Genomic DNA, 14260 nt, shown 5'->3' on the forward strand with positions numbered 1-14260 from the left:
GAATATGTGTCTAATTATAGTAATATACCCCTAATAACGCTTACAGAATTATTAGGGGTATATTACTATTGTTTTATTTGATAGATATAGCTTTTTGTCTTGTAAAACTTAATAACTTCATCCTCATAGTCAAAATAATAGATGGGGTAGATGAATTCATCTCCCTTTCTATTAATCATGATAGTATTTTGACTATCTCACTACATGTTACATCCCCCTTTTATTCAATAATACCTATCTCCTCCTCTGTTAGCCCAAAATAATCATACAAATAAGTATCATCTTCATTTCCTGTACAATCCTCTATATAAGGAATTGTTAGTTCCATTAATTTATTAGGATAATACTCAAATAAATCCTCCCCAAGCTTTTTGCCAAAGGTCTTAAAATAAAACTCATACACCTTACTATTCAATATATATAATAAATAGTCATAGGTTAAAACTCCCTTTTCTTTTAACACTAATGAATAAACATCTGCACTAAAATAGCTGCCCTTATCTAAGGCAAACCTATTGCTGCTTGCTTTGTATGGAAATATTATCTTTTCTCCTTCAAAAATCTCCTGTTTTCTTCCCCATTGAAGTTCATACCATTTTCTAAAACCTTTTTTGCATTCTCTTCTATTAGCTAGTCTTTCTTTATACTCACTAATGTATCTAATGGAATTAGGATATTCTTCTTCCTTATCTATTAGATTGGAGTATATTAAGAATTGCCTCTCCCTCTCTATGCGGTTTTGCTGTATAAAACTGCTTTTTATCCAGGGCTTCACAATACCTTTTTCGATATCTTCTTTTAATATTATTTCATCATCTATTACAAAGGCCTTATCGCAACCTGTTATTATACCTTGATAACTATTGCAAATATTTCCTAAAGTATCGTACCCCTTTTTTTCAATCTTTCTAATTATATTTTTTTCTTTTTCACTAATGAGACTCCAGCCTTTATCCTCTAAGTCCCTTTCTAATATTGAAAAACTCTTATAACTGCTGCCTTTATTTATAAAAAGAGACTCATAAAAGTCATTTTTTCCTTTTCCCTTAGCTATTAAAGGTTTTATGACCTCTATTCTGTTCTCTTCCACTTTTTCATTAGATAAAAAAATAATTGTTGGGTCTATGCCCACTTTTTTAAAAGGTCTTATGCCATAAAAATCTACTATTTTATGTATTGTTGTTTCTTCTTTTAATATTCTTCTTAACTCTTCTCCGCTTTGAGACTCTAAAAAATACCTAGAAGTAATGAAGGAAAGCTTACCCTTTTTGCTCATACTGTTTATTGCCTTCTTAAAAAAGCAGTAAGATATATCTCCTTTGTCTTTATAGATTCCTTTATATTTTTCTTTAAGCAGCCTTGAATATTCTCTGTCTACTAGTTTATGACCAACATAAGGTGGATTGCCTATGAAAATGTCAAACTTCTCCTCTATGTTATCCACTAAAAAATCCTTGGCTGCAAAATTGCTCTCTTTAATGTATCCACTTATACTATATAAGTCTATTAGTAATATTTTTAAAGCCTTAACATCTATATCAGTTCCATGTAAATTGTAGTCTATTATATGTGTTGTTATATCTTCTTCTTTTAGTGACATATGGTTTTTGTAGTTTATTTCCTGCAGGTTTCTTAAAAATAATTCTCTCAAATACTTAAAACAAGGAACTATTAAATTTCCACATCCACAGGCTGGATCTAAAATTTTTAAGTAAGGGTTATTAATTATGTCTTCTGGCTTTATTAAGTTTTCTATAATAAATACAGCTATTTCGTAAGGAGTATAGACTACTCCATCTTCCTTATTTATTCTGCTAAATTTATAATATTCATCTGAAAAACTATTCTTTTCCTCTATATTCAGCATAATTCTATAACTGTCTATAGCGGCTAACTTGTTTATGCTATCTGACCGCTGTAGAATTATATTATACAAATCATCAATTTTTTTCATAAAGTTTTCAAACATATTCTCTCTCTCCACAATACACTAAGTATAAAGTCTTAAATTAAGTACATCATAAAGTATATCATATATATTTGGTAGGTGATTTTGAAAATGCATAAAAAAATAATAAGTATCTGTCTTTTAACTACAATCACCTTATGTGGTTGCAGCAGTAGAACTTCTTTTACTGAGGATTCTAATAAAAATATAACTACCTCAACATCTAACAAGCCTTTAGAGAATAATAAAAAAGATTCAAACCCAGAAAATAAGGCTGATAAGATTACTGATATAAAAACTTTAGATGTCTCTAACTTAAAGAGTACAGAAAAAAACTGGTTTTATCAACCCAAAAAGGATGGCACGCCTTCCGGTGAACCACAGGAAATATTAGACCTCATTAATAAATATTCTGGCTATTATCTAGGTGATACTTCTAAGAAAGTAATATACTTAACCTTTGATGAAGGTTATGAAAATGGATATACCGGAAAAATCTTAGATACTTTAAAAGCTAATAATGTAAAAGCAGCCTTTTTCGTTACTACTCCTTATGTTAAAGATAACCCAGAGCTAATTAAAAGAATGGCAGCTGAAGGGCATTTAGTTTGTAATCACTCTGAAAATCATCCTTCAATGGCAGCAGCAGCCAGTGACCCTGCTAAGTTTGAAAAGGAGTTTTCAGGAGTAGAAAAGGTCTATGAAGAAGTCACTGGTAAAAAAATGCCTAAGTTTTTCAGACCACCAATGGGTAAATACAGTGAAAAATCTCTATTCTACACACAAAAGCTTGGCTATAAGACAATATTCTGGAGCTTCGCCTATGGTGACTGGGACCCTAAAAAGCAGCCTACTGCCGATTATGGCAAAAAGATTATAGCAGAAAGGACTCACAACGGTGCTATAGTACTACTGCATGCTGTATCTAAGACTAATACTGAAATACTTGATTCTGTAATAAAAGACTGGAAAAGTAAGGGATATGAATTGGAAAGCTTAGATAAACTTCCTTAAATAAATAATTAATTAATAATAATTTTCCCTTGACACATGAAAATTTTAGTAGTATATTAAAACTGTACCAAACAGGTATACTTTTAACTTTGGAGATATATTATGAAAATTACACAAGAAGCAGATTATGCCTTTAGAGTTGTATTTTATTTGTCTAAATTAGGATATGGAGAAAAAATTGAAGCAAAGGTTATCTCTGAAGAAGAAAATATACCTCTAAGATTTTTACTGAAGCTTTTAAGAAAGCTTACCCAAGCAAATATTATAAAATCTTACAGAGGCGTTAATGGTGGATATTCTCTTAATCAGATGCCAGAAGATATATCCCTTAAAGATGTTATAGAAGCTATTGATGGCCCTATTTATATAAACAGGTGCCTATACAATCCTGAGGAATGCAATTTAAATAGAACATCAAGATGTCAAATCCACAATGCCTTAGCTAAGGTTCAAAACAAGTTGGTTAATGAATTAGATGGAATAACCTTTAAGGATATATTGGAGAAAAAAATTTAATACATGATTTATTTGGGGAAGAACCTTCCCCATATATTTATAAATAAAACTATACCAAATCGGTATACATTTTAGGAGGTTTAATTATGTCAAGTTGTTCAAATTGTAACTTATGTCAATCAGCAGATAGTGCTTTAATTAATTTTATATCAGAGCTAGATGTGGAAACATCTCACCATAGAGTTGAAAGCCAAAAAGTAAAATGTAAATTTGGTTCAGAGGGTGTATGCTGTAGAATTTGTGCTAACGGTCCTTGTAAGATAACCCCAAAATCCCCTAGAGGTGTCTGTGGTGCTACAGCTGATACTATAGTGGCTAGAAACTTTTTAAGATCTGTTTCTGCTGGTTCAGGCTGCTATATTCATGTTGTTGAAAATACAGCTCTAAACTTAAAAGCCTTTGGAGAAAAGAAAGAAAAAATAAAGGGCGTAGATACACTAAACAGATTAGCTGAAATTTTTAATATTGAGGAAGAAGATGTTCATAAGAAAGCTGTAATACTTGCAGATAAGGTTTTAGCAGATTTATATAAACCTAGATATGAGAAGATGGAACTAGTGCAAAAGATGGGCTATAAGCCTAGATTAGATAAGTGGGCAGAATTAAATATTCTTCCTGGTGGCGCAAAGTCAGAGGTTTTTGACGGAGTTGTAAAAACTTCCACAAATCTAAACAGCGATCCTGTGGATATGTTATTAAGTTCTCTAAGACTTGGGGTATCTACTGGAATATACGGCTTAACCCTTACTAACTTATTAAATGATATTATGCTTGGCGAACCAAAAATAAGAGCTGCAAAGGTTGGCTTTAAGGTTGTAGATAAGGACTATATAAACATAATGATTACAGGACATCAACATTCCTTAATAGCCCATCTTCAAGATAGATTAATTGATAAAGATATAGTAGAAAAAGCTAAAGCTGCAGGTGCTAAGGGCTTTAAATTAGTTGGCTGTACTTGTGTTGGACAAGACTTACAGCTTAGAGGCGAGCATTATGAGGAAGTTTTCTCTGGTCATGCTGGAAATAACTTTACTAGCGAAGCACTTATAGCAACAGGGGCTATTGACATAATACTTTCAGAATTTAACTGTACTTTACCTGGAATAGAGCCTATTTCAGATAAGTTCAGGGTAAAACAAATTTGTATAGACAATATAGCTAAAAAAGGAAATGCAGAACATGTAGCTTATTCTTTCGAGGAAAGAGAGAACATAACAAACTACATTATTGATGCAGCATTAAACACATACAAGGAAAGAAGACCTGATGTTAAGATCAACATTCCTGAAAACCATGGAAATGACACTACAATAACTGGAGTTAGTGAAACTTCTCTAAGAGAGTTCCTAGGCGGTACATGGAAACCTCTTGTAGACTTAATTGCTGCGGGCAAAATTAAAGGGGTAGCTGGGGTAGTTGGCTGCTCTAACCTTATGGCAAAGGGTCACGATGTATTTACTGTAGAACTAACTAAAGAACTTATAAAGAGAGACATAATAGTATTATCTGCAGGCTGTTCCAGCGGCGGACTTGAAAATGTAGGACTTATGTCACCGGAAGCAGCAGAACTTGCTGGAGACAACTTAAAAGAAGTTTGTAAGAGCCTAGGCATACCTCCTGTACTAAACTTTGGCCCATGTCTAGCTATAGGAAGACTTGAAATAGTTGCAACTGAGCTTGCTGAATTCCTAGGAATAGATATTCCTCAACTTCCACTTGTATTATCTGCTCCTCAATGGCTTGAAGAACAAGCTTTAGCAGATGGTGCCTTTGGATTAGCACTAGGACTGCCTCTTCACTTAGCAATTCCTCCATTTATTACAGGTAGTGAACTAGTAACTAAGGTTTTAACTGAGGATTTAAAGAATTTAACTGGTGGACAACTTATATTAGAAGATGACGTTATGAAAACTGCAGATATACTAGAAGGAATTGTTTTAGAAAAAAGACAAGGATTAGGCTTAAAATAGTATAAACTTTTGGCTTCCATTATATATTAACAATAGACAAGAAATCCGTTATAAACTACAATTATGATAGCTACTAATGGCATAACTTAGTTGTAGGAGGTACAAAACTATGGTAAAAAAACGTATTTTGTCAATGGATATACTAAGAGCCCTAGCAATTATTGCAGTTATACTAATTCATGTTTCAGCATTAATGCTAGGGGAAGCTTCTTTTAACAGTAAAGTTTATATGCAGTCTTTAATTATAAATCAACTTTCCAGATTTTCTGTACCTGCATTTATAGCTCTTTCCGGTGTAGGCCTTACTATGACCTATAAAGAAAATCAAGGATATTTTAAATTTTTAACCAAAAGACTTTATAAAATAGTACCACGATATATTCTTTGGTGTGCTATATATGTATTTTTTATTACAAAAACTTTTGACATATATACTTTATCAAAGGATGTTATCTTCGGAAGGGTTTTTTATCATCTTTATTATGTACCTTTGATTGTGGAATTTTATTTGGTGTTTCCTTTCATATATAGATTTATTGGTTCAAAAGTGGGATTATTAATTAGTTTTATAATAACCTCTGTAATCTTAATAGGAAGTCATCAGTATCTTTTCCCAGAGAATTGGATGTGGTTTTTAGAACGAAAGAATATGTTAGACTGGGTTTTTTACTTTTCCTTAGGTGCTTTTATTGGTAATAACCTAGAAGAGTTTTCCCAAAGGCTGCAAAAGTATAAGATTGTATTTTCTATAATATTTGTAGCTGCAGTATCTGGCTTTGTGTATGAAATAATTTTAAATACTAATGCCGGAAAAAACCTTGATTATACTACTACTTTCTTAAGACCTAGCGTTCTTATTTTTACTGTAGCACTTATATTCTTTATCTTTAGTATAGACTGGAAAGATAATCTCTTTACTAAGATTATGCAGTATTTATCTGTAAATTCCTACGGTATATACTTATCCCATGCTTTTATACTGTATTATTTTACAAGATACTATACCGATAATAATATACCTATTGCCTCATTAAATTATGGAATTAAAGGCTTTTTGATTACTCTTTTTGGTGCTGTAATTATAAATGCTAGTAGAAAATTACCTTAGTTAATAAGGTAATTTTCTCTTAATTTCTATAATCTATCTATATATCCTAGAATGCTCGTACACTAATTTTCCATTTTGAACTACCAAAATACCATTTTTAATTACGGTATCAATTGCATTCACTCCAAAATGATATATTAGGTAATCTAAATTATTAGCATTAAAAATAGCTATGTCAGCCTTCTTACCAACTTCTATACTTCCAATCTCCTTTTCTCTACCTATTGCACAGGCAGCGTTTATAGTCATCGCATTTATTATTTCTGCTGGAAGCATTTTTAGCCCAAAGCAAGCAAAGGTCATTGTAGTTTGAAGAGATTCTGTTGGCGATGTACCTGGATTACAATCTGTAGCCAAAGCTACTGCTACACCTTCTTCTATCATTTTCCTTGCTCTCGCAAACTTGCCAAGCATTAAATAGAAGGAAGTTGTAGGCAGCAATACTGCAACTACTCCATTTTCCGCCAAGGCCTTTATCCCCTCATCTGATGCTGCTACTAAGTGCTCTGCTGAAGTAGCTTTAAGTTCTCCTGCCAATTCTGCTCCTCCTATAGATTCTACCTCATCTACATGTAATTTAATTTTTAAACCTAGATCTTTAGCACTACTTAAGATTCTTCTACTTTCTTCTACAGTGAAAACTCCTTCTTCACAAAAGCAGTCAGCGAATTCAGCTAAGTTATTTCTCTTTATATATGGAATTATTTCATCAATTATTAAACTTATATATCCATCTCTGTTGTCCTTAAACTCTTCTGGGATGGCATGTGCTCCAAGATAAGTTGATATTATATCAATAGGATGGATTTTATTTAAACTTTTGTTTGTCTCAAGAATTTTAATTTCATCTTTAAAGTTTAATCCATAGCCTGATTTACTTTCCGCTGTAGTTGTACCATGTAGAAGCATCAAATCCAGCCTTTTTTTACTTTCCCTTTTTAACTCAACTAATGAAGCAGCTCTAGTATTTCTCACTGTGCTCAATATACCACCGCCAGCATTTAGAATATCTATATACTTCATGTTTTGAAGTTTTAAAGGCAGCTCCTTCTCCCTTGACCCTGCATAAACTAAGTGAGTATGACTATCTATAAGCCCTGGCGTTACAGTCTTACCTTTGCCATCTATAACAACATCTGCTTCTTTTAGGTACTTTTTATATTCATCACAGCTTCCTACAGCTTCAATAATATCTTCTTTAATAAATACATATCCCTTTTCTATTACACCAGCCTCTTTAAGTAAATCCTTTGTTTTAGGATAACCTCCAGAGCAAGTTACAAGGTTGGTTATGTTCTTAATTAGTATATTCATGGCGCCATCCCCCTCATTTATTAGTCTATATTTCTATTACCCTGACTATGTTTCTACCCTTAAACTTTACTGCTACTGCTTTTATAAATCTAAATCCTCTTATAATTTAGATAAACAAAAGCAATTTATGTCCCTCCTTTTTCTGCAGATTTTATACTATTAATATTCTTTATAAATTTCAAATACCCTTCAATATATTCTAAATATTCAGTGAAAATACCACGGTTTTCTGTCAGATTATAAACATATTCTCAAAGTTTAAGCAAAAAAAATAGACCCCACTACTTAAAAAAGCATGAAGTCTTAAAAACTTATTTATATTTATTGTATTTTACTACCTGTAATAGAAACTTAGGTATGGAGGATAGCCTTTTAATTCTCCATGGTTCCTTACAAACTCTGTACAACCATTCCAATCCAAATTTAATCATCCAATTTGGAGCTCTGTTAACCTTACCTGAAAACACATCAAAACTTCCCCCTACTCCCATAAAAACCTTGCAGGGAAGCTTATCCATATTACTGATAATAAATAAATCCTGTCTTGGTGATCCCATAGCAACAAACAAAGCATAAGGATTACCTTCCTTAATGTCCTCTATTATATGGTCACAATCCTTTAAATCAAAATATCCATTATGACTTCCTGCTATATTTAGCCTAGGATATTTACTTTTAAGTTTTTCAATACATCCTCTTAGAATCTCTTCCTTAGCACCAACAAGATATATTCCCTTACCTTCTTTTTCGCACTTTTTTATTATTTCTTCCATAACCTCTATACCTGCAATTTTCTCTTTTACAGGCTTTTTAATTATTTTTGAGGCAAGCACTGTTCCAATACCATCTGGAATAATTACTGTTCTTTCTCCGGTAAAGCTTGAGAATAACAGTTTATCGTTAAGCCCATTATGCAAAACTTCAGGGTTGCCTGATACTATATTTATCTTTTCGAAACCTTCTATATAACTTATAAGTTCTTCTTTATTTCCACTGAAAACACTATACTTTAGTATTTTAGTAAACATTTTTACCTCCGAATATAATAAAAAGGAAATTGGAAACCGCATCTCCAATTTCCAATCCCCAATTTATAATTATTAAAAAGCCCCTTCTTCTTTAACTACGGAAAATACTGTTCTGAATAGTATTTTTATATCATACCATACAGAAAAGTTCTTAATATAGGTTAAATCATAAAATACAGTTTTACCTAACTCGATTTCTCCTCTTCCACTTACCTGTGCTAGTCCTGTTATACCAGGAGGTACTAAAAGCCTTTGTCTATAGGCTTCAGGATAGTATTTAACTACATCTGGTATCTCCGGTCTTGGACCTACTAAGCTCATGTTTCCTATTAATACGTTAAATAGCTGAGGAATCTCATCTAAACTAGTTCTTCTTAAAAAAGCTCCTGATTTAGTTATTCTATTATCACTCTTGCTTTGAAATACAAAGTTACCTAAATTAGTTGGATCTATTTCTAACTCCCTTTTCTTATCTGCATTCACAACCATAGTTCTAAATTTATATATGGTAAAATCTCTTCCATCCTTACCTACTCTAATTTGTTTAAATACAGCAGGCCCTTTCGAATCCATCTTAATCCATATAGAAAGAATTATAAAAACTGGAGATAGTATAATTATACCTATAAGTGATAAAATTATATCCATTAGTCTTTTTAATAAGAACTGTATTCTTTTACCCTTTATTTCTTTTTCTACACTTATTTTTATATCTTCCGGGTTCATAAACATCCTCCTAGGATAAAATATATCTACAAATATAAAGCATATCAAATATACGGCACATTTACAAGCTATTTGTACAATATATAGAAAATCTTAAGTCTTTACCTAGCTAAATTTCTTTGTGTATATTCACTAACAGAAGCTGTTCCTCCAAATATAATCTGCTCAGTACACTGGCCCTCATCTATAAACTTCTTTTGTTCATTGTTATTTTCCCCTATTAGAATTAAAGGAGCATTAAGCTTCGCTGCGAGAATACTTCCTGCTAGTGCATCTGGAAAATTCTCTCCTGATGCCATAGTAATAACCTTTCCATCTAGCTTAAAAGTCTTTGCAATATTTACAGATGTACTATATCTGTTTTCTCCCCATATTCTAATTACATTTTCCTCTGAAGCACCGGATAATTTTCTTACTCTATCCTTTACATTATCAGATACTGCACCTGTTCCTCCAATTATATAAATCTTTGAAGGTCTTATGTTTTTAATAGTTTCCTCTGATTCTAATGGCAGACTATCTACATCTGACAATATTATTGGATAACCTTTAGCCGCTGCCACAGCTGATATACTAAGTCCATCAGCAAAAGCATTACCAGATGCAATAATTACAGGTGTACCACGATTTGTATTGAGTTCATCATTTATAGCTTTTACACTTCCGTATTTTTCACCATCTTGTAATATCTTTATATCATTATAACCTAAAGCTTTTAACCTTATAATTATTCTTTCATTTGCGTTTCCTTCATTGCCAAGTATATAAATCTTGCCTTTCTCCTTTAAGTGTGCTTTTATGTATTCAATTGCACTTGTGTTCTCTTCATCCATTCCTCCAGATAGAAGTATAGGTGCATTTAGCTTCTTAGCTAATACACTACCGCTTAATGCATTTGTAAAACTGTAACCTGAGGTTATCACTACATTTTCAACAGTTCCACTATTATATTCCTCTGCTATTCTCTTTGCAGTCTCAAACCTATCTCCCCCACTTAGTCTCTTTGTTGAATACTGTTTTACCTGTAAAGGAGCCCAATTTTTAATACTTTCTTCTACTTCATCCGGTTCGTCTAAATATTTACCAGATGACTCTTGAGAATAAGACTTCCATTCTTCATAATTTAATATTTGGTCATATCTATTAACTACATATCCGTTATTTTTATAGTATGTATTATAGTCAAATGAGTTGTCTACAGAGCTTTCATCCGTTAACTGTACATTATAATTATTATATCCTGTTAAGAATAAATTGTTCTTAAACCAGTTGTTAGTAGAAGCTTCTAGCATGTACACATCAGACCAATTATTTCCATACATCATATTATTACTTACATAATTGTTAGTTGCATTAGATCCAATAGCTAGTCCATATGCATGATTATTATATAGACGATTGTTGATTATTGTGCAATTACTTCCACCATTTGGACTTCCATAAAGCTGAATTGCTGCACCGGCAGTATCGTGAATATTATTATTTTCAAAAGTCCAATTATAAGCACCGTAACCTATGTAAATTCCATGATCCTTTGGCCTATCTACCTTTAAGCCTATATTATATATATGGCTGTTTTTAACTGAACAAAAGCTTGAGTTTTCTCCATCTATCCCCGATGTACCATAAGGTCTGTAAATTGGATAATCTAAATCCCAAATAGTTAAATCAGACATTTCTATGTAGCTGCTTTTATCTGTTACATATATACCTGCCCCAGTATACTTAGTCATCTTTATCCCTTGAATTTTCCAGAAAGAACTGTTTCTAAAGGTTATTGCATCCGGTGCAGTTTTACCACCCCAGTTAAGCTTATAATCACCAGTCATAGTAACTTCTTCATTTTGATAGTTCTTTATAGTATACCATGCAGTTGGAGAACCACTTTTATTAAAGACATCTGTGGTTTCGTGATACACTCCTCCTCTTATTAGAAGAGTATCTCCCGGTTTTAGTTCGTCTAATCCTCTTTGAATTGTTTTAAAAGGACTGGACAAACTTCCATTATTTTTATCATTTCCCTGCGTTGAAACATAAAAGTTTTTTCCAGCACTTGCGTATACTGTTGTATTGTTACCTTCTATAAAAAATTGAAAGCTTAAACATATAACTAAAGTAAAAAAAATGATTTTTAAATATTTCATTTTCTTAATCTTCATCTTTTGCAACTGAATTCCCCCTCACCTAATATATTATGTTTAACTTTGTGTTAAAGTATGAATTAATCATAACAATTTATAAGCTCCAGATTATCTTTTTAATCTGAAGCTCTATTGCCATTATGATATCTTACATTATTAAGCACACGACGTTAATTATACCATAGTAATTTATTCATTTCATTAACACTATTGCCTTATTTATAAAAGTTTACCGTAAGTTAATATTTGCAATTTTGAAACAGAACTAATATGTAAACCCGATAAATTATTCACTATTCTTTAACTACAAAGTTAAACTAGGAATAAGGTAAGATGTAAACCTTTGCCTACTCCTAGTTTAAAGATTCTATAGCGTCAATGTACTATTTTATTAAGTTAGCCTTTACAGTGTCACTTATAACTCCAGTTCCACCGAATATTACCTGATTTAAATACTCCTTGCTATCTACGTAAGCTTTTTGTTTCTTTATGTCATTACTAACTAGGATTACAGGAGCACTGCACTTAGCAGCATAAACACTGCCTGATAGTGCATCTGGAAAGTTTTCTCCAGATGCAAAGGTAACAGTATCACTCTTTAACTGAAAATGCTTAGCAATGTTTAAAGAAGTTTCGTATCTATCCTGTCCCCATATTCTGGTTATATTATTTTCAGACAAACCTGCAGTAGTTTTTATTTGTTCTTTAATATTTTCTGATACTACTCCAGCCCCTCCTACAATATAAACCTTTGAAGGTTTTACCTTTTTAATTGTATCTAGTGCCTCCTTAGATAAAGCATCAGCATCTGTGAGTACAATAGGGTATCCCTTTGATGCTGCTATAGTTGAAATACTCAAACCATCAGCAAATGCATTTCCTCCTGCAACAACTATTGGTGTACCTTCTGCTGCGTCGATTTCATCATTTATTACCTTAATTGTATCGTACTTGCTGCTGCCGCTTAATCTCTTTACGTTACCGTATCCTAAGTTATTTAATTCTCTAACTACATCTTCTTTTATCTCCTCACTATTTCCAAGTATATAAACTGTTCCATCCTTGTTTAAATGGGTATTTACATACTGCAGCGCATTGCTATTCTCAGAAGATGAATTCCCTGCCAGTAGAATAGGAGCATTTAGCTTTTTCGCTAATACACTGCCGCTTAAAGCATTAGGAAAGTTATACCCAGATGTAATTACTACGCTTCCAACAGCTCCATTATTAAATCCCTCTGCTATTTTTCTTGCTGTTTCAAATCTATCTAAGCCGCTTAATCTACTGCTTGTATACTTTTTGCCGCTTACCGGTGACCAGCTTCTAATAAGTGCTTCTGCCTCATTACCGCTATTTATATATCTTCCGCTGTATTCCTGTGAATAAGCCTTCCACTCATCGAATTTTAAGGTTTTATCATATCTGTTAACTGGTATTCCATTAGACTTATAGTAAATGTTATTGTCAAAGGAGTTATCTATTGAGCTTTCATCAGATAACTGAACATTGTAGTTACTGTTAGCTGAAAGAAATAGGTTGTTTCTAAAATAATTCTTTACTGCTCCTTCAAGCATATATACATCGTCAAAGGTATTTCCATAAAATACATTATTATTTATATAATTGTTTGTAGCCTTAGATCCTATTGCTAGCCCATAAGCATGGTTATTATAAAGATGGTTGTTTTGGACAGTAGAGTTGCTTCCACCATTTGGCTCTCCATACATCTGGATTGCAGCACCGGCGTTATCATGAATCTTATTTCCTTCAAAAACCCAATTACTTGCTCCATAGCCTATGTATATACCGTGATCCTTAGGCTTGTTTACTTTTAATCCTATATTATAAATATTGCTGTTTCTTACTGTGCAGTGGCTTGAGTTTTCTCCCTGTATACCAGATGTACCAAGACTTCTATAGGTAGGGTAATCTATATTCCAAATAGTTAAATCATTCATTTCTATATGACTGCTACTACCTGTTATGTAAATTCCTGCTCCTGTATACTCTGTCATTTTTATACCTTCAACCTTCCAATAAGAGACTCCATTGAAAGTTATGGCGTCTGGTGCATTTTTTCCTGCCCAGTTTAATCTATAATCACCATCCATTATAACTTCTTCACCAGGATAGTTTTTAATGGTAATCCAAGCATTTTCAGAACCATCTTTTTGGAAGCCTTTCGTAACATCTGTGGTTTCATGATAGGTTCCGCCTCTTATCAAGAGAGTGTCTCCTGGTTGCAGCCTATTGATGCCTTCTTGTATGCTTGTAAATGGATTAGAAATACTGCCCAGTTCATCAGATCCGTATCCACCACTTTGAGAAACGTAGTAGGTTTTGCCAGATGTTTCAGCATAGACTTTTCTTTCACTTACCTTTTCTAGGCTTCCAAAACTAACTGAGCATAAAGTTACAGCTAACACAATTGCAAACCCCATAACTTTTTTTAATCTTTTGTTCAATGCTTTTCCCTCCAATACAAAAGTGAA

General features: G+C 32.6%; 10 protein-coding genes. 4 read left to right on the plus strand and 6 right to left on the minus strand.

The annotated features are described in order from the left end of the window. Positions 1 to 220: 220 nt before the first annotated feature. On the minus strand, positions 221 to 1969 hold the full coding sequence (locus N4T77_RS11520; RefSeq protein ID WP_261671947.1) for an Eco57I restriction-modification methylase domain-containing protein: 1749 nt from the start codon (positions 1967 to 1969) through the stop codon (positions 221 to 223). A 90-nt stretch (positions 1970 to 2059) separates the two neighbouring features. Between N4T77_RS11520 and pdaA the strand changes: the two genes are divergently transcribed. From pdaA to N4T77_RS11540, 4 genes are all read left to right on the plus strand, one after another. Continuing rightward, positions 2060 to 2962, plus strand: a complete 903-nt coding sequence (pdaA, locus tag N4T77_RS11525) for a delta-lactam-biosynthetic de-N-acetylase (RefSeq protein WP_261671948.1) — start codon at positions 2060 to 2062, stop codon at positions 2960 to 2962. Positions 2963 to 3064: 102 nt separating this feature from the next. After that, entirely contained in the window at positions 3065 to 3478 is a 414-nt protein-coding gene (locus tag N4T77_RS11530; RefSeq protein WP_261671949.1) for an Rrf2 family transcriptional regulator, read from the plus strand. Between the two features lie 86 nt (positions 3479 to 3564). Then, the gene (gene cooS, locus N4T77_RS11535) at positions 3565 to 5451 is read left to right on the plus strand and encodes an anaerobic carbon-monoxide dehydrogenase catalytic subunit (protein WP_261671950.1); all 1887 of its coding nucleotides are present in this window, start codon (positions 3565 to 3567) and stop codon (positions 5449 to 5451) included. A 109-nt stretch (positions 5452 to 5560) separates the two neighbouring features. Further along, positions 5561 to 6559, plus strand: a complete 999-nt coding sequence (locus N4T77_RS11540; protein ID WP_261671951.1) for an acyltransferase — start codon at positions 5561 to 5563, stop codon at positions 6557 to 6559. A gap of 33 nt (positions 6560 to 6592) precedes the next feature. On the opposite strand, the gene hutI is transcribed toward N4T77_RS11540, so the two are convergent. The 5 genes from hutI to N4T77_RS11565 all read right to left on the minus strand — a co-directional run bounded on the left by hutI (position 6593) and on the right by N4T77_RS11565 (position 14233). After that, the gene (gene hutI / locus N4T77_RS11545) at positions 6593 to 7867 is read right to left on the minus strand and encodes an imidazolonepropionase (protein WP_396125121.1); all 1275 of its coding nucleotides are present in this window, start codon (positions 7865 to 7867) and stop codon (positions 6593 to 6595) included. A 317-nt stretch (positions 7868 to 8184) separates the two neighbouring features. After that, a complete protein-coding gene (locus N4T77_RS11550) occupies positions 8185 to 8901 on the minus strand; it encodes a WecB/TagA/CpsF family glycosyltransferase (RefSeq protein WP_261671953.1) in 717 nt (238 codons plus the stop codon). Between the two features lie 72 nt (positions 8902 to 8973). Beyond that, entirely contained in the window at positions 8974 to 9627 is a 654-nt protein-coding gene (locus N4T77_RS11555; RefSeq protein ID WP_261671954.1) for a sugar transferase, read from the minus strand. 101 nt (positions 9628 to 9728) lie between these two features. Continuing rightward, positions 9729 to 11786, minus strand: coding sequence for a cell wall-binding repeat-containing protein (locus tag N4T77_RS11560; protein ID WP_261672041.1), 2058 nt, complete (start codon positions 11784 to 11786; stop codon positions 9729 to 9731). Positions 11787 to 12151: 365 nt separating this feature from the next. Next, positions 12152 to 14233, minus strand: coding sequence for a cell wall-binding repeat-containing protein (locus N4T77_RS11565; RefSeq protein WP_261671955.1), 2082 nt, complete (start codon positions 14231 to 14233; stop codon positions 12152 to 12154). Positions 14234 to 14260 lie beyond the last annotated feature (27 nt).

The sequence above is a fragment of the Clostridium sp. CX1 genome (assembly GCF_025398335.1).
GTDB lineage: Bacteria > Bacillota > Clostridia > Clostridiales > Clostridiaceae > Clostridium_AM > Clostridium_AM tanneri.

Excerpts from the sequence above, each read along its gene's own strand:
- pdaA (WP_261671948.1), top strand. The coding sequence starts at position 2,060 with ATGCATAAAAAAATAATAAGTATCTGTCTTTTAACTACAATCACCTTA.
- N4T77_RS11555 (WP_261671954.1), bottom strand. The coding sequence starts at position 9,627 with ATGAACCCGGAAGATATAAAAATAAGTGTAGAAAAAGAAATAAAGGGT.
- N4T77_RS11520 (WP_261671947.1), bottom strand. The coding sequence starts at position 1,969 with ATGTTTGAAAACTTTATGAAAAAAATTGATGATTTGTATAATATAATT.
- N4T77_RS11560 (WP_261672041.1), bottom strand. The coding sequence starts at position 11,786 with ATGAAGATTAAGAAAATGAAATATTTAAAAATCATTTTTTTTACTTTA.
- N4T77_RS11540 (WP_261671951.1), top strand. The coding sequence starts at position 5,561 with ATGGTAAAAAAACGTATTTTGTCAATGGATATACTAAGAGCCCTAGCA.
- cooS (WP_261671950.1), top strand. The coding sequence starts at position 3,565 with ATGTCAAGTTGTTCAAATTGTAACTTATGTCAATCAGCAGATAGTGCT.
- N4T77_RS11530 (WP_261671949.1), top strand. The coding sequence starts at position 3,065 with ATGAAAATTACACAAGAAGCAGATTATGCCTTTAGAGTTGTATTTTAT.
- N4T77_RS11550 (WP_261671953.1), bottom strand. The coding sequence starts at position 8,901 with ATGTTTACTAAAATACTAAAGTATAGTGTTTTCAGTGGAAATAAAGAA.